Consider the following 17,740-nt stretch of genomic DNA (forward strand, 5'->3'; position numbering starts at 1 on the left):
TATTCTATGTAATTCAATAGTATCATTTTCTAAGTAAAAAGTGTTACTAAGTATGCGCTGACTTACAATAAAAATTACTTTTTACGGGTTGGACTGGAGATTCAAAAAATATAAAAGAGCGGGACGTCGATTCCCCGCTCTTAGCATTATTTTTTGGGTAAATCTCTAGTAGTGAAATGGATGCGTTGGTTCTCATCTCTTGTGAGCAATGTTTCTTCGTTTAAATAAGAAAACTTCAATTCATTCAGTTCGCTATCTTCTAGCATATGCTCATAGCCTGTAAAAATCGAGCGTATATACTGTTTGTACGCGTTTTTCTTTTTTTGTCTTTTTTTCATGGGACACCTTCCTTATCAAACCTATCATACCAATGAATGACTTCTTAGACAAGCATGATTCTTCTGTTTTTTCTTTGAAATTTCTTTACATACTCAATTGATAGTTGACGAAACCTCTAAAAAATGAAAAAATGCGAGAGTAGCTAAGGAGGGAAACAAGTGAAAAAAATTGGTTTTGACTCAGAGAAGTATATTGAAGAGCAATCTGCGTATATCCTTGAACGTGTCCATCATTATGATAAGTTGTATCTGGAATTCGGTGGAAAATTAGTCGATGACAAGCATGCAAAACGTGTCTTGCCCGGATTTGAAGAAGATGCAAAAATCAAATTGTTGCAAAAATTACGTGATCAAGCTGAGATTTTGATTTGTGTGTATGCAGGTGATATTGAACGGAATAAGATTCGTGGCGATTATGGCATTACTTATGATATGGATATCTTGCGTTTGATCGACGAATTACGTGGATATGGTCTATCGATCAATAGCGTGGTGATCACTCGTTACAACGGACAGCCGGCAACAAAAGTCTTCATCAATAAGTTAGAACGCCGTAATATCAAAGTATATAAACACGCTGAGATCGAGGATTATCCAATCAATGTCGAAAAAATCGTGTCAGAAGATGGTTTTGGGAAGAACGAATACATTGAAACAACAAAACCGATCGTCGTTGTGACAGCGCCTGGACCAGGTAGTGGGAAATTAGCCACTTGCTTGAATCAACTGTATCACGAAAGCCAAAAAGGCAATGCGGCGGGTTATTCTAAATTTGAGACTTTCCCAGTATGGAATGTCCCATTGAAACATCCATTGAATATTGCCTATGAAGCAGCAACCGTCGATTTAAAAGACGTCAATATGATCGATTCTTTTCATTTTGATGCCTACAACAAAGTAGCGGTCAACTATAATCGTGACGTGGAGACTTTCCCAGTCATCAAGCGGATCATCGAAAAAATCACTGGCAAAGAATCAGTCTATCAATCGCCTACCGACATGGGTGTCAACCGTGTAGGTTTTGGCATTATTGATGATGAAGTCATTCAAGAAGCATCAAAACAAGAAATCATCAGACGCTATTTCCAAACAGCTTGTGACTTTAAAAAAGGATTGACGGATGAAGATGCAGTGAATCGCATCAAATTGATCATGGAAGAAGTCGGTTTGCGTCCAGAAGATCGCAAAGTCGTAACTCCTGCCCATGAATATGCTAAAACGAGTCAAGCTGCTAGTACAGAACCAATGGCTGTTATTGCTATCGAACTTCCAGACCAAGTGATCTTAACTGGTCGAACTAGCCAATTGATGGATGCTTCTGCTGCGGTTGTGTTGAACGCCATCAAATATTTAGCGCATATCTCAGACGAGATCCCATTGTTGTCACCCCTCGTCTTAGAAACGATCCAAGGACTAAAGAGTAAAGCATTACATTCTTCTGTCGATACGCTGAATCTCAATGAAGTATTGATTGCTTTATCGATCAGTGCAGTCACCAATCCAATCGCCCAAGTTGCTTATGAAAAACTAGCAGAACTTGAAGGCGCTCAAGCACATTCAACCGTGATGATCAATAAGAACGATGAACAAAATCTTAAACAATTAGGTATCGATATCACGAGTGCACCAGTTTACCCTTCAGAAAACTTGTATTATCAATAAAAAATTCGGAAAGCGAGTTGAAAATCACTTTTAAAAGATTTCGACTCGCTTTTTAGTTGCCTTTTTCAGCAATAAAGAAGCTTTTGATTGGATAAAAACCAGTGATTTTTATACTTTCCTTTGATTTATAATTCATACGATTCTCAATTCTATTACGTTATATTATATTCGTTATTTATGTATACGCTTTAGTCTAAAAATCTCATGAAATTTCGCTCAAAAGATTCGTATTCTATAAAAATAACATGTAGAATTAAACGGAATTTGGTAAGGAGTGATTTTTTGTGAGTCAGTTTATTGGAATTATTGGTTTACTTTTTATTTTTGGATTGGCAATTTTGGTTAGTAGTGATCGAAAAGCCATTAAACGCAAACCGTTAGTCATCATGCTTGTTTTACAATTTGTGTTTGGTTTTGTTTTATTGCGAACGACTTTTGGTACAGCAGTTGTCTCAATGTTGGCAAAACTATTTGACCATTTATTGGCATTTGCTGGAGAGGGCGTTGATTTTGTATTCGGTGGCGTAGCAAACGCTGGTAGCTTCCCCTTCTTCTTGAATGTGTTGATGCCGATCGTCTTTATTTCTGCAATTATTGGGATTTTACGTTATATCAAAATCCTCCCGCTATTTATGAAAGCTGTTGGATTAGGCTTGAGTAAAATCAATGGCATGGGAAAATTAGAATCCTATAATGGTGTTGCTTCAGCTATCCTTGGGCAATCTGAAGTTTTCATCTCGATTAAAAAAGAATTACCTTTCTTAACAGAAAAACGGTTATTCTCAATGAGTGTTTCTGCCATGTCGACGGTTTCGATGTCGATCGTTGGTTCTTATATGGCACTGATTGATTCAAAATATGTCATCACTGCGTTAGTATTGAATCTTTTCGGTGGGTATATCCTTGCATCGATCGTGAATCCTTATGAATTAGATGAAACAGAAGATGAACTAGTGATTGAAGAAGACAAAGAGCAAACATTTTTCCAAATGCTAGGCGAATATATTTTAGACGGTTTCCATGTGGCGATCACTGTCGCAGCGATGTTGATCGGTTTCGTTGCATTGATTGCGATGATCAACGCGTTGTTCAATGGTATTTTGGGGATCACATTCCAACAAATCTTAGGTTATATTTTTGCACCTTTTGCCTTTATCAGTGGGATTCCTTGGAATGAAGCAGTTGATGCCGGTAGTATCATGGCAACCAAATTAGTGACCAATGAATTTGTGGCAATGACCGAATTATCAACCGGTACATTCGAGTTTACTGAACGAACAACTGCTATTCTATCTGTCTTTTTAGTTTCATTTGCTAACTTCTCTTCAATTGGGATCATTTCAGGAGCAATGAAAGGATTGAATGAAGAAAAAGGAAACTTAGTGGCAAAACATGGGTTGAAAATTTTGTTCACTGCCTCATTGGTTAGCTTTTTAAGTGCGATCGTTACAGGTATTCTCGTATAAACTTTCAATTAAATAAAGCTTCAAGTATACTGAACTTAGCTAATTTGGACAGATTTTCTGTTTGGATTAGTTAAGTTTTTTTATTTAAATGATCAGGTTTTAACTTTTCGGTATATATTCGTTCTATCATTAGCCGTTCATTTAAACTTTTAGAAAGGAAAATGACGTATGAACAAATGTTATGTATTTATTGGGCCTTCTGGTTCCGGTAAGACGAGTTTGGCACAAGCCGTGTTTTCTCATCAACAAAAAATCATTACTTATACGACTCGCCCACCTCGTGTAAATGAACAAGATCAAATCGACTACCATTTTGTTTCTAAAGAAACATTCGAACAGATGATCAAACGTCAAGAATTTGCCGAATGGGATCAGTACGCCGATCATTATTACGGCTCCAGCAAACAAGAGATCTTAGCATTTCTTGCACGCGGTGATTGTTACACGATCCTTACCGCTTCAGGCTTTTGGCACTTGTATGAAACATTGGGTGACTGTATCCAGCCGATATTTATCACGGTGTCAAAAAAGGTGTTAAGCGAACGCCTGCGTTTACGTGGTGATGCGCCAGATAAGATCCAACAACGCTTAGCTCTTTTTGAAAAAGACCAAAGAGAACTGGAAAAATTGAAAAACGTCTCTACATTGATTATTTTTGAAAATGATCAAAGTTTGGAAATCGAGGCAAAAAATTTAAAGCAAGCCATCCGAGAAGCGGAACATCGCTAAACAGGTGGCTTGCTTTTTTTAACTATTCATAAACATTTTTGATACGCTTTTCGTTCGCCATGTGTAAATGGAAACTCGATCATTCCACAATAACTGAATCCGGCGGAATAGATCGTTCGTTCCATTGGTTGGTTCGTCGGAAAGGTATCGATTCGAACGTCGGTAACTCTTTGATAGGCGGCGACCGTCAACAAATGTTCTAATAACTGTTTCCCTATCTTTTTCCCTCTGATTTTTTGATCAAGAGCGACTCGATGAATCGAGAGATACTCACCTTCGCCTTCCCACTTTCCGTCGATTGCGGTATATACTGGATCAATGCCGGCAACAAGCGAGGCAGTCCCAACGATGACTCCTTCATCAATCAAGACATAGCTTTCTTGTCGTTCGATATCCTTGTTTATTTGTTTTTCTGAGGGTTTTTGCTCCCCTTGCCACTGAGGCAACCTTTGTTCAGCAAGATATGCTGCTGCTTGATCAATGATTTCCATGACTCTAGGTAAGTCATTCGGTGTTGTTTTTCTAAGGTACATATATTCGCTCCTTTTTTATTGAGTCGTGATCAGTTCATATAACTTATCTACCCTTGAACCACTACGCAGCCAGTCTGTCGGATGTTCCAATAACTGACTGACTAATTCGAGGTGATGCATCAGAGTCCACTTTTTCAAGACACCTAAGCCAGGAAATTTTTGTTGTCGATAAAGACTGACTAATTCAAGTAATCCTTCGGTAATAAAAATTTGTTGATGGTTCTTCATCAACCAACCATACATTTTATTTGCTGCTTCTATAAATTTCAACGCCTGATCTTTCGCAGAATCATTGCTATCTGAAACAAAATGTTTGATTCGAAGATTTCCATAAGCATCCACATATGTAAGGTGCAAGGCAAGCGCTCGACTTGGAAAACCTTTATCAAAATAGCGGCTTCCTTCAATCGTAAAATCAGAAAAACCGTTGTAACCATCTGTTTGATAGAAAAGATGATCGTCACTGAAGAAATCATCATTTTTTTCTGCATAAGATTCTACATGACGTCTCGTTTGGAATTGGTCGCGGACAATGATCTTATTTTCAGGCAACTGCATACGCAAGCGACTGGAATCAGGAATGAAAAAAGTTGCGTTTGTCGCGATTAAATCTTGCCAAATAGCCACCTCTCTTGGCTGATGTTGGCCATCAAAAAATAATAAACGGCGGTGGTGTTTCGATCACTTGTTCATAATTACTTGGTGTAATGATCTCTGCCTGTGCTAACGAGCTATTTTCACTGACTGCCCACGTGTGGATGTGTTGTTCAAATAATTTGAACTGCCCCACTTGAGGATTTTTGATCACGATCAATGGATGATTCTTTTTTTGAAACAATTCGATGATATTTTTTAATGTCGCGGAATCACGTACTGGCTCAATGATTGGTTGGACTTGAGAGGACAATAGACCTCGATTCAAGCTTTCCTTCAAAGCTAGTAAATCGAATTGTTTGCCACGTAAATAAGGATAATACATAGATTGTTCACTCCAATGGTTCAGTTGGCAGGCGTCGAATATGGCGTTGTTGGCGCAACCATTCCTGTTCTTGTTGCAAGGCACGATTTTCTTCTTGTAAGTCATTGATTGCTTGGTTTTCGATTTCTTCGATAAAGCGTTCATAGTAGCGCTCTTTTGAGAATGGATCTTGCGTTTCAGAACGTTTTTTCAGTTCTTTGTATAACTGTTCTGATGGGAAGTATTTTACCCCACGCTCCATCTGTTTTGCTTTTCTGACTTCCCTGAATAAAGAGGCCATAAAGCGATTGGTCAATGCGTCTTCAGCTACTCCTAGTTCTCGACGCATCGCTTTTTTGGCAATGACAAAGGTTCCAGGAACCGGCATCTCCTCTTCTACTGCATAAGAACGATAAACTAATACACCGATCTCTGGGGGGATCTCGCCTTGGACTTCTTCATATAACTTTCTAGGTAAAACAAAATAATTATAATGACCGACAAAAGATAGTTTAGCGGTTGACCGAAAGTCTGCTTTTGTGACTTTTAGCTCGTAACAGCGCCATTCTCTTGTTCCATCAAATTTTGTCAGACAACTTAATGTGTCAACGATTCCATGATCATCAGGCATCGTTACTTCCTCGACAACGATTCCTCCTTGTTCGATACAATAATGATACAACGATGATTCAAGCTCGATCGTTAAAGGAGTTTTCATCAGCTCCACCTCCGAACATACTTTCGCCTTTTCATTTTACCTGAAAAAGCGGAAAAATCCAACTGTCATTTTTATTTTTTACTCATCCTTACTATTTCCCAATCCGATAACCACATAGAAAAAACGAAAAATGCAGATCAAATGTCACATTTTTCGTTTTTTCTTCTAAGTAATCCCTTATTCATTCTCTATTCCAACTGGCAGATGAAATAAGCCGTTTTGTTCAAATAATTCACCAACCTGGAACAGTAGATCTTCTCTTCCTCTGGCAGCCATAAACTGAATGCCAAGCGGTAACCCTTTTGCACTGAGATGCGTCGGTAAACTGATTGCTGGTTGCCCTGTCAGATTTGCTAACTGCGTATAAGGTGTGATCGTCAAGCTCTCCTCGAACATCTCAGAAACGACTGCTAACCCTGCGTCTGCGGATAGATGTGGCATCTCAGCCATCTGTTGACGTATCGAGTCACTTTGCAAATCAGCGTCGACTTTCGGTGCAGTATCCGCGGTAGTTGGTGAAAGGAACAAATCAAAGGTTTCGAATAAAGTCTCCATGGTAACAGCTGCATGATCCCATACGTGTAATGAATGGACATAGTCTGCTGCGGAAAGTTTCTTGCCATACTGCCATAGTGTCCATGAGATCGGTTCAAGCTCGTTAGTTTCAACTCCTCGTTGCAAGCCTTTTTCAATCGATTCAATCATTGCGGCTGTTTCAGCACCATTCATTTGGTAATACGAATTGATCAATGTGCGCCCATCTAAAGGATAAGGCATTTCAACGATCTCATGTCCTGCTTGTTCAAGAAACATCATTGCTTTTCGAACAGCATACTGCGCTTCTTCACTCACCTTCGTGCCGATTGGAGAATCAACACAGACCGCGATTTTCAACCGTTTTTTCACAGGGTGTTGTTGCCAAAATGCGGGGGCTACTTGATAAGGTGCACCACTGTTTGTTCCTTTTAAAGCTTGGAACAACGCTTTCGTGTCTCTCATCGACACAGTAAGTCCGAAATCGATTGCCGCTCCTTGCCAACCACGCCAAGCATTTGGCCCCACAGGCATCGTTCCTCTTGATGGCTTCAAGCCAATCAAGCCAGTAAATGAGGCAGGGATACGAATGGATCCGCCACCGTCACTTGCCCCAGCCATTGGCACGATTCCTGCGGCAACCGCTGCCGCCGCCCCACCACTTGATCCTCCCGGAGAATAATCAAGATTCCAAGGATTCCGTGCCGGACCGTATAACTGTGGATCAGTGATGTTTTTAAAGCCAAACTCTGGTGCATTGGTTTGCCCAAAAGGTACTAAACCGGCCTTTTCTACTGCTTGGACATAATTCGAGTTTTTTGATGCTCGATGCTGTTCAAAAATCCGTGAACCAGAAGTTGCCAACCAGCCTTTTTTTTCCTGTCCTAGCATTTTCAATGGAAAAGGTACGCCAGAGAGTAACGAATGATTGTCTCCTTGCACATGCGCCTTATTTGTTTGGGCTTCGCTTGATTCCTCTGTGACGAACGCATTGATCTCTGGATTGAGTTTTTCGATTTTTTTCTTTGTTTCTTGATAAAGTTCTTCTGAGCTGAATTGCTTTGTTTTTAAACCATTCGCAAGATACGTCGCATCTTTCATGTCGTCTCCTCCTCTTTTGTTGCTATTTTCTCATATGCTGGAAAAAGCAACAATGTTTACGCTTATTTTATTCCTATGATAGAAAAAACACTTGAAGCAAATGACTGCTCCAAGTGTTTGTCTTATTCTATGGATAAAAGAGAGATTACGACATCGAACGTAATTTTCCACGAAATTCATCGATTGAACGATAGCCTTTGTCAGCCATGATCGCTTCCAGTTCTTTTGTGATACGGTCGAAAATAGCAACGCCTTCTTTGTGAAGTTCTGTCCCGATCTGTAGCATACTTGCACCACATAACAAATGTTCAAATGCATCTTGTCCATTGCGAATACCACCGGTACCGATGATTTTGATTTCTGGTTTTAAGCGTGTATAAAACGCACGTACATTTGCTAATGCTGTCGGTTTGATATACTCGCCACCTAATCCACCAAACCCATCTTTTGGTTTGATAACAACTGTCTCAGTATCCGTATCGATATAAAGACCATTCCCAACACTGTTGATCGAATTGACATAAGTGATCGGATATTGGTTCAAGATCTCCGCCATTTGATCAAAGTGTGCAAAATCAAAATAAGGAGGTAGTTTGATTCCCAATGGTTTTGAGAAAACCTGAAAGACTTCTTTCAATAAAGTGGCAGTTGCCTCGAAATCATACGCTAATTGTGGTTTTCCAGGAACGTTTGGGCATGAAAGATTCAACTCAGTGATTCCTTGATAATCACTTTCTTCGATCAGCTTCAACATCTCCAAATTTTCTTCTGCACTCATACCAGCAATCGAGAAAAACAATGGTTGTTCTTCGCCGTGTTCTTTCTGATAAGCCAATGCATAATCTAAATAATAAGAAAAACCTAAGTTTGGTAAGCCCATCGAGTTGATACTACCAAGTGGCACATCATAATAGCGTGGTTCAGGATTGCCAGCTCGCTCATTGATCGTACAACTTTTAGTGATAAAAGCACCTGCACTTGATTGCGCAAGTTCATCTAGCTCTGTTGTAGTCATGCAATGGACACCAGAAGCGTTCATTAAGGGATTTTCAAAAGAATGATTTAAGAAAGTAGTCGTTAAGCTCAAGTTTTTCTCTCCTTTTAATAAAGCGTTTTTTCTAGTGTATCATTTAAGCGAACAAAATCAATAAAAAATTTTTCAAATGAAGCTTAATCATCGATTTCAGTAGACAAAATTTCTCCTGTTTGACTATTGATTTTTACATTTGTCGTTTGGTTGCCGTTTTTGACTTTTACATCCCAATAAGTAGTTCCTAGCTCTTTATCAAGGTCCCAATCTGTCGCTGTGCCTCCGCCGACTTTTTCAACTGCGATTTTTCCGGCTTCTTCAATTGAGATCAGGTTACTTACATCTAAAGCATCTTCAGATTTTTTCTGACCATTTTGCTCGTCACGATCTAATCTTTCTGGATTTTCTGCATCAAGTTGTTCATCGTTTGCATTGATCCTTACTGAATATTCGTTTTCGTCATCGACACCTTCGATTTTGTAGAAATAGCTGCCCCAATCACTGTCTAATTCTAAACTAGTAACTGCTGCGTCAGGGTATTTATTTTGGAATAACTCGATTGCTCGTTCTACAGAAACTTTGATCTCTGGATTTGTAGATTGTGAAGAAGAAGCCTCACTTGAGCTAGTCACTGAGTTAGCTGTTGAACTGTCTTCTGACTTGTTTGTAGAAGAAACAACTGTTGTTTCTGAAGTTTGGGTAGTCGTACTTGTTGGTGTAGTTGTTTGGTTCTGCTGGCAGCCTGCCAAAAATAGTAAAGAAAATAAACCTGTAAAAATAACTTTTGATTTCATAACGATTCTCCTTTTTATTTGGTAACTACTAATCAGTATACCTAAAAGAGTAGATACTGTCAGCCAATACCCTAGAAAATCAGTCTCCAGTCTGATTTTCTATCAAAAAAAGAACCTGTTTTTACTTATCACGTAAAAACAAGTTCTTCACTTTTAAATAAAAAAACAACATACTGCTTGGTTAATTTCGATGCATTGGCATCTCATTGTTTCCAGGATGAACTAACAAGTATTGGATCACATCGATGTTACTTGATTCAAATGATGCGGCACATGCTTGTAAGTAAAGATCCCACATGCGATAGAAACGCTCGCCCATTTCTTCTGTCACTTGTTGCTGTACGTCATGGAAATTTTTCGTCCAATGTTGTAAAGTCCACTGATAGTCACGACGTAAACTTTCAAGATCGATCACTTGTAAATCATTTTCCTTGATATCCTCGATCAATTCCGCCACACCAGGCACATATCCTCCTGGGAAAATATATTTGTTGATCCAAGCATTCGTTGCGCCACCTTGTTGTCGGCTGATTCCGTGGATCAAGGCAGTTCCTTTCGGTTTTAACAGATCTTTGACTACTTTGAAATATTCTGGCAGATTATCTGATCCGACATGTTCAAACATCCCGACACTCGTGATATGATCAAATGTCTCCTCTTTCATGTCACGATAATCCATTAGAAAAACACGACATTGGTCTTCTAGGTGCTCTTCTTTGATCTTATTGGTAATAAAGTTGTATTGCTCTTCGCTTAATGTAATGCCTGTTGCTTTGACATGGTATTCTTTTGCAGCAGTAAATAGCAATGTTCCCCAACCACAACCAATGTCCAACAGCGTTTCCCCTTCTTTGAGGAATAACTTATCTAAAATATGATGCACCTTATTGATTTGCGCTTGTTCAAGGCTATCTTCCGGTGTATTGAAATAAGCACACGAATACGTCAATGTTGGATCAAGCCATAACCGATAGAAATCATTGCCCAAATCATAGTGGGCGTGGATGTCCGCTTTATTTTGTTGCTTCGTGTGTTTTTCTTTTTTAGGCAGCCATTTCAGATAATCTTTGCTCCGCAAGAAACTATCCGCATGTTGATAGGCATCGTTGATCAAGGCTTGGATGTTGCCTTCGATTTCGATTCGTTGATCCATATATGCTTCACCTAAAGAAAGTGAGGCATTTTTAGTCAACTCTTTGATTGGGATTTCTTCATTGAAAGTGATTTTGATTTGTGGAGGGTTATCGGTATCTCCATACTGTTTCGTTGTTCCATCCCAATACACGACTTCTACTGGAAGTGAAAAAGAGTGTGAAAATAGTTGATGATAGATTGTTTTTTCTAACATAATGATCCTCCTAAAAACAAAAAGTACACTATTACGTTATACCTATTTTGTCAAAGAATCAACAGATTACATGTAATAAATAAAAGCTTTTTGAAAATTTCAGAAACAAAAAAGAAGAATGTAACGGCCCCCACATCTCTGTTTAAGCCATTGACATTCTTCATTTTTTATTCGATCATACTTGGATTGCTTTCGAATCTTTGAATCCTGTTTTAGCAAAGATCCATAGTAACAAGAGAACTGCTACTGTCGACTGGATCCCCATCATCCATATAAAGTCAAAATGAATGAAACCGACCAAGCCAGCGATGATTGAACTAACACCTAAAACATTCAACATTAGATTTGCACTCTCTTTGAAGTTACTAATAGAAGAAAATTTACTTTTTCTTGTTAGCCATAAGAAGAAGGCCGCGCCGAACAAAATCAAGGCGGTCATGATAAACAATAGAATACCTAAGGTCAAGCTGTAAGATAAAATGATCATCGGACGATTGCTCGCATAAAATTCATTCTCTAAAAACTGTTCAAACTCTTGTGGACTCGTGATTCTTGCGAAATCAAATGAGGAAGGATACGACATGGAATATTCTCTTGTTCGCCCGTCCTCTTCTTGACGGATCGTCCAACGGGTATCTTCAAAGTTGATCGACGCTCCTCTTTCTGCCGTTTCTTTAGCAGTCAACGCTGTGCCGATGATGGCATCATTCGTCACGCTGATGATCTCTGATTCGGCAGATAATTGCCCATTCGACAGTTGAAGCTCTCGCAAACGGTCAACGCCTTCTTGGTCAATCAATGTATTCACCGATAAAAATTGTTCCATCGGGATCGCAGAGACTTGATTTGCATAAAATAAAGTGACCGGCATGACCATAAAAGAAATCAAAAACAGGAAGATCACGATAAATTTTGGCCAAGTGAGCTGTTTTCTGCCTAAAAACAACTGTTTTGGACTTCTTAAGCTTGAAAAGTAATTGAGTGGAAATTTATCCATAGCAAACGACTCCTAACCTTTGGTACCGCCTGATGTCAGTCCGGTCACAAAGTTTTTTTGTAAAAAGAAGAACAATAAACAAATTGGAACAGCAATCAAAATCGCTCCTGCCGCAAACAGTGAAACACGTTGGTTGGTCACATCAGAGATAAACGTTTGTAACCCAACAGCAACTGTTTGGTTTTCTGGTGTACGAAGGAGGAAACGTGCCAACATGAAGTCACCGAATGGTCCCATGAATGCCCAAAGCGCTTGAACGGCGATCATTGGCTTCACTAATGGCAAGACGATCTGCCCGAAAATCCTAAAATGACCAGCACCATCTAGTTTTGCTGATTCATCTAAATCGATTGGTACTGTATCGAAGTACCCTTTCATTAACCATGTATTCATCGGGATCCCGCCACCGATATAAATCATCGTCAAGAACCAGTAACGGTCTAAGGCACCTAGTAGAAAGGCCATCACGTAAAAGGCGGTCAATGCTGCCATTGTTGGCACCATTTGGATCACTAGAAAGAACATTAAGCTCGATTTTCGTCCGATGAAACGGTAACGACTATACGTGTAGCCGGCAAGTGTGACGACCGTTACTTGAATGACCATTGTCAACACAGAAATGATCAAGGTGTTCTTATACCAAGTACCATAAAGTGTTTCGTTGAATAATCGAGAAAAGTTATCCAACGTCCAATCGCCGGTTAAATCTAAACTAAAGGCTGCGATATTTCCTGATTTGAAGGCAGTACTTGCCGTGATCAGTAACGGATAGATGATAATGATCGATAATAGGATCAAAAATACATAAGTGAAAAAATGCGAAAGTCTCCGTTGGAACTTAGCACTTGTACTAAATTTTTTCATGACTAGTCCTCCATTTTGAACGCATTAGTTTTCTTGAATACCAACAGAGAAACGGCAATCACGATCATTGAAATGATCAAAGTGATAGCTGAGGCCATCGAATATTGCGGAGACGTCCCTGTGGTCAATTTATAGATCCATGAAATCAAAATATCCGTTGAGCCTGCGCCACCACCGACACTTCCTGGTCCACCATTATTGAAGAGATAAATCATGGAGAAATTGTTGAAATTCCCTGTATATTGTGTGATGAACGTTGGTGCTGCGACAAGAAAAATCGCTGGAAGTGTAATGCTTGAGAAACGCTGCCAGGCATTCGCACCATCGATTTTCGCTGCTTCGTACAGATCTTCCGAAATCGATTGTAAGATCCCTGTGACCATCACATAGATATATGGGAAACCTAACCAACCTTGGATCAAGATGATCGCAACTTTTGTCCAATTCGGATCAGTCTTCCAAGGAACAGAAGCAATGTCAACAAAGGGGAGATTATTCAAGAATGGGATGACTTGTGTGTTGATTGCTCCAACACTGTCATTGAAAATATTCGAAAAACTCATGATTGTGATAAATGCTGGAACTGCCCATGGTAAAAGGAAAATGATACCAAAAATACGCTTGAACTTGATGAATTTCTGATGGGCGATCACTGCTGTGAATACGCCTAGCGTGATTTGTAGAGTAGTCGCACAAAGCGTCCAGATAACTGTCCAAGAGAAAACCGCTACAAACGTATTACGATAAGAACTCAAGAAGAAAATACTGAAAAAGTTTTCGGCCCCTACCCAGTCGATCAAGCTTGCTGGTGGAATGTGTTTGAAATCGTAGTTTGTAAATGCAGTAAATAACGTCACTAAAACTGGGAAGATGATCGTGAAGATCATCAGTAAATATGCTGGAAGTGTCAAGAGATAAGGAAAGCCTTCATCACCTACATTATGTATGACTTCCTTCATTGTCCGATTGATCTTTTTTCCTTCTTTTCTCATAATTGCGACACGCTTTGCGTCTAAAATATTAATGAAATAAAAAAGTAAAAACAAAGCAGTCAAAATCAATTGCAAAGTTCCTTGGATCAAAATAAATAATGAATGGTCTTCCATTGGCACGCTACCTAATGTCACTAACCCAACTAAGGATTGAAAACCGCCTAAAACCATTTGGATGATAAATCCGATAAATAGTGCTAAAAAGATGATCCCTTTGAACGTTTGCCCATTTGCAAATTGACCTAGTCCTGGAATGATGGAACGGAGCATCGTACCTTTGACGTTGACAGCTGTATCTTCTTGTTGCATGGTGTTCCCCCCTCTTGTTACTTAAACAGGTGCTAAGTATTGAAGCGCCCTTTTTTGTAAAAATTTCCTCTTTCAACAAAGGTAAAACATGGAGCTGAGAAGCAATTTCCTTCACAGCTCCAACCTTTTTGATGATCGTTATGATTTAATTAGTATTTTTGCTCGATTGCTTCACTGATCGTTTTCACCGCATCATCCGCAGATTCTTTTGGTGTTTTTCTACCTGAACCTGCATCGAACATCAAGTTTTCAGCACCTGTCCAAACTTCTGCCATTTCTGGAATGTTTGGCATTGCTTGTGCTGTTTCGTATTGTTCGATCACTGCAGTAGTCAACTCGTCATTTGTTCCTTTTGCTGTTTCACGAGCGGCTTGGTTTGCTGGTACTTCGTTGACCATTTCAAAGAATTTCTCTTGGTTTTCAGTATTAGTCACATAGTCTAACCATTTTTGAGCAACTTCTTTATTCTTAGAGTAGTTACTTACGACCCAACCTTTACCCCCACCAAATGGTTGATAAGGTTCACCATTATTCAATGTTGGAATTTTTGATACGCCATAATTGATGTCATTTTCTTGGTATGTTTGCGCTTGCCATGGACCATCGATGATTGCTGCTGCCTTATTTGACATGAACTGTTGGTTGACAAAGTCGCCAGCACTCTTGATATCTTGCATTCCTTTAGGCCAAACATTTTGGAACCAATCTGTTGCATAAGTGATTCCTTCAACCGCCCCTGCATTGTTCAAACCAATTTCAGATGGGTCTGTTCCATCTTCACCGAAGACATAACCGCCATAACCTGAAATCAAGCCATATGAATAATAAAAATCAGTCCATTTTGCTAAGAAACCAGTATTTTTACCTTCTTCTGATTCAAAATTAAAGCGTTCATCTTTTGCTAACGCTTCCAAATCTTCGAAAGTTGTTGGTGCTGTATCAACCAAATCTTTGTTGTAGTATAAAAGCAAGGTTTCAATAACAGCCGGTGCGCCGTAGATTTTATCTTCAAAAGTCACTTGCGCTTTATCTGTATCATCGTAATCTTCTTCATTGCCCAATTGAACTTCTGCCAAGTGCCCTTGTTGACCTAATGCACCGATACGGTCATAAGCAGCCATCATAACATCTGGCGCTTTTCCAGCGGGGCCATCAAGCGCGAGCGATTCCAATTGTTCAAACATATCTTTTTCAACTAATTTGATTTCTACGTCGTTATCTTCTTCGAACTTTGTTTTGATCTCATTGACATAGTCTGTATAACCGGCATCAACTGAGATCGTCAATGTTTTGCTATCTTCTTCGCTTGAGCTAGTGGATGATCCGCCATTTCCACATGCAGCAAGTCCACCGATAAAACCTAAAGATAAAGCACCTAACCCTAATTTTTTAAGCAACTGTTTACTCATTTTCTTTCCTCCGATTCTATTCTGTTACTCTTTACAATTTGATTATAAGTCGATAAAAGTTCTATTTGCAAACGCTTTCTCTATGTTACCGATAACAAGTTAACAAAGGATCAAAAATCCATTCGAGTGGATTTCTGCTTTGCCATCTTTTAAGATGTCGCAATTTTGACTGAACAACACATCATTTTCCAAATCGACCATGTATGCTTCCGTCCCTTGATTGAAGTAAGCATGGATCGTTTGCTGATTGAAATGACGAGTTAAATAAAGCTGTTCATTTTTATCATCGACTGATTGCCAAGTCATGTCTCCTTGAATCAATATTTCTTGAATCTGTTTCCGTACACAGATCAATTCTTTCACGAATCCTTTTAGTTCAAGATCTTGTTGATCTTTTTCCCAAATCATACATTTTCGGCAATCTGGATCATCATGACCAGTCATACCAATTTCAGTTCCGTAGTAGATACAAGGTGCCCCTTTTTGTAAGAACATAAAGGCTAAAACGGATTTCATCAACTCTTTGCCCTCTTTACACAAGGTCAAGATTCTTGCTGTATCGTGGGAATCCAAAAGGTTGAATGTTCCTTCATTGACTTGGTCGCGATAAAGCATTTGCTGATGGTTCATGCCGCTGACCATTTGCGTTGGCGTGATTTTTTTATGGACAAAATAATCTTTGATGGAATCCATAAAGGCGTAATTCATCACCGCATGGAATTCATCTCCTTGTAACCAAGCTTGAGAAGAATGCCAGATCTCACCTAAGATATAGATATCTGGTTTGATTGAGGTAACTGCTTCTCTGAATTTTTTCCAAAAATGATGGTCGACCTCATTGGCAACATCTAATCGCCAGCCATCGATATCAAATTCCTTGACCCAATACGTAGCAATATCCAATAGGTACTCTTGGACTTCTTGATTCGCTGTATTGAGTTTTGGCATAAATGGCGTAAAAGCGAAAGTATCATACGCTAAGTTTTCAGCTGTATCAGGAACATCAGTCAGTTCATAAGAATCTACTGGGAAGGAATGGATATGGAACCAGTCTTTGTAGCGTGATTCTTCCCCATGTTCGATCACATCTTGCCATTGTGGTGAATGGCTGCCCATATGATTGAAAACAGCATCCAACATGATGCGGATTCCTTTTTCGTGTGCTTTTGTGATCAACTCTTTTAAAAGTTCTTTATCGCCAAACTGTGGATCGACCGCATAATAATCGATCGTATCGTATTTGTGATTAGATGTTGCTTCAAAAACAGGACAGAAGTATATCCCTGTGATTCCTAGGTCGGCTAAATAGTCGAGATGATCGATCACCCCTTGAAGATCGCCACCAAAGAAATCTTCGCGATCTGGATCTTTAGTTCCCCAAGGCAACGTATCTTTAGGATCATTTGCAGGATCGCCATTGGCAAACCGTTCAGGAAATATTTGGTACCAAATCGTTTGTTTTGCCCATTCAGGAACCATGAAGCGATCGATTTGTTGGAAATAAGGCATACGGAAATAGTAGTTTGCGTTTGCCAATGTTTCCTTTTGATAAGGAAATATCCCTTGATCTCCGTAAAAACAGTCCATTCCATCGATTCCGACGATATGGAATCCGTATTGTAATCTTCTAGTATCACTCGTCAACTCGATTTCCCAATAATCATGAAGAAGTGTACTAAGCCCTTTTTTCATGGGAACTTCTTCTAAATACCAATTTTTTGAAAAAATCGTATACGGATCACCGCTGATCACATAGACCTGTTTGACATCGTCTTTACTGGTACGTAGGCGAATCCGCATAGTCGTGTCGCTATATAAATAGGCAAATTCACTTTCTGGTCGATGATAAATTGATGCAGTATTCATGTTACTCCTCCCTTATCTTTCAGTTAACAAAAACAACTATAAAAGATAAATCACCGAAAGACAACGCTTACATTTATGTTATCGGTAACAAG

The 17,740-nt window shown here is 39.3% G+C and carries 15 protein-coding genes and 1 pseudogene; 3 read left to right on the forward strand and 13 right to left on the reverse strand.

What is annotated here, in order from left to right; translation table 11 throughout:
- Positions 1 to 146: 146 nt before the first annotated feature.
- On the reverse strand, positions 147 to 338 hold the full coding sequence (locus IGL24_RS07410) for a hypothetical protein (RefSeq protein ID WP_010735437.1): 192 nt from the start codon (positions 336 to 338) through the stop codon (positions 147 to 149).
- 159 nt (positions 339 to 497) lie between these two features.
- Between IGL24_RS07410 and IGL24_RS07415 the strand changes: the two genes are divergently transcribed.
- From IGL24_RS07415 to IGL24_RS07425, 3 genes are all read left to right on the forward strand, one after another.
- A complete protein-coding gene (locus IGL24_RS07415) occupies positions 498 to 2,000 on the forward strand; it encodes a DUF1846 domain-containing protein (protein ID WP_207115714.1) in 1,503 nt (500 codons plus the stop codon).
- Between the two features lie 284 nt (positions 2,001 to 2,284).
- Positions 2,285 to 3,466: a nucleoside transporter C-terminal domain-containing protein gene (locus IGL24_RS07420; protein ID WP_207699659.1), complete on the forward strand. Its 1,182-nt coding sequence runs from the start codon at positions 2,285 to 2,287 to the stop codon at positions 3,464 to 3,466.
- Between the two features lie 168 nt (positions 3,467 to 3,634).
- Complete coding sequence (locus IGL24_RS07425; protein ID WP_207699660.1) at positions 3,635 to 4,195, forward strand: guanylate kinase; 561 nt, start codon at positions 3,635 to 3,637, stop codon at positions 4,193 to 4,195.
- 26 nt (positions 4,196 to 4,221) lie between these two features.
- On the opposite strand, the gene IGL24_RS07430 is transcribed toward IGL24_RS07425, so the two are convergent.
- From IGL24_RS07430 to IGL24_RS07485, 12 genes and pseudogenes are all read right to left on the reverse strand, one after another.
- Positions 4,222 to 4,728 carry a GNAT family N-acetyltransferase gene (locus IGL24_RS07430; RefSeq protein WP_207699661.1) on the reverse strand — a complete coding sequence of 169 codons (507 nt, stop codon included), beginning with the start codon at positions 4,726 to 4,728 and terminating at the stop codon, positions 4,222 to 4,224.
- Positions 4,729 to 4,743: 15 nt separating this feature from the next.
- Positions 4,744 to 5,707, reverse strand: a pseudogene (locus IGL24_RS07435) (sce7725 family protein).
- Positions 5,708 to 5,714: 7 nt separating this feature from the next.
- On the reverse strand, positions 5,715 to 6,404 hold the full coding sequence (locus IGL24_RS07440; RefSeq protein WP_206854176.1) for a hypothetical protein: 690 nt from the start codon (positions 6,402 to 6,404) through the stop codon (positions 5,715 to 5,717).
- A gap of 177 nt (positions 6,405 to 6,581) precedes the next feature.
- Entirely contained in the window at positions 6,582 to 8,039 is a 1,458-nt protein-coding gene (locus tag IGL24_RS07445) for an amidase (protein ID WP_207699662.1), read from the reverse strand.
- 145 nt (positions 8,040 to 8,184) lie between these two features.
- Complete coding sequence (locus IGL24_RS07450) at positions 8,185 to 9,126, reverse strand: dihydroorotate oxidase (RefSeq protein ID WP_207699663.1); 942 nt, start codon at positions 9,124 to 9,126, stop codon at positions 8,185 to 8,187.
- Between the two features lie 83 nt (positions 9,127 to 9,209).
- On the reverse strand, positions 9,210 to 9,863 hold the full coding sequence (locus IGL24_RS07455) for a PepSY domain-containing protein (protein WP_206854184.1): 654 nt from the start codon (positions 9,861 to 9,863) through the stop codon (positions 9,210 to 9,212).
- A 181-nt stretch (positions 9,864 to 10,044) separates the two neighbouring features.
- On the reverse strand, positions 10,045 to 11,211 hold the full coding sequence (locus IGL24_RS07460; RefSeq protein WP_207699664.1) for a class I SAM-dependent methyltransferase: 1,167 nt from the start codon (positions 11,209 to 11,211) through the stop codon (positions 10,045 to 10,047).
- A gap of 175 nt (positions 11,212 to 11,386) precedes the next feature.
- Positions 11,387 to 12,208 (reverse strand): maltodextrose utilization protein MalA, encoded by an 822-nt coding sequence (locus IGL24_RS07465; protein WP_207699665.1) that lies wholly within the window; start codon positions 12,206 to 12,208, stop codon positions 11,387 to 11,389.
- A 12-nt stretch (positions 12,209 to 12,220) separates the two neighbouring features.
- Entirely contained in the window at positions 12,221 to 13,072 is an 852-nt protein-coding gene (locus IGL24_RS07470) for a sugar ABC transporter permease (protein ID WP_206854194.1), read from the reverse strand.
- Positions 13,073 to 13,074: 2 nt separating this feature from the next.
- Positions 13,075 to 14,373: a carbohydrate ABC transporter permease gene (locus IGL24_RS07475; protein ID WP_206854197.1), complete on the reverse strand. Its 1,299-nt coding sequence runs from the start codon at positions 14,371 to 14,373 to the stop codon at positions 13,075 to 13,077.
- A 149-nt stretch (positions 14,374 to 14,522) separates the two neighbouring features.
- The gene (locus tag IGL24_RS07480) at positions 14,523 to 15,782 is read right to left on the reverse strand and encodes an extracellular solute-binding protein (RefSeq protein WP_207699666.1); all 1,260 of its coding nucleotides are present in this window, start codon (positions 15,780 to 15,782) and stop codon (positions 14,523 to 14,525) included.
- Positions 15,783 to 15,881: 99 nt separating this feature from the next.
- A complete protein-coding gene (locus IGL24_RS07485) occupies positions 15,882 to 17,648 on the reverse strand; it encodes a glycoside hydrolase family 13 protein (RefSeq protein WP_207699667.1) in 1,767 nt (588 codons plus the stop codon).
- Between the last annotated feature and the right edge of the window lie 92 nt (positions 17,649 to 17,740).

The organism is Enterococcus sp. DIV2371, assembly GCF_050498525.1.
Taxonomy (GTDB): Bacteria; Bacillota; Bacilli; order Lactobacillales; family Enterococcaceae; genus Enterococcus_B; species Enterococcus_B mangumiae.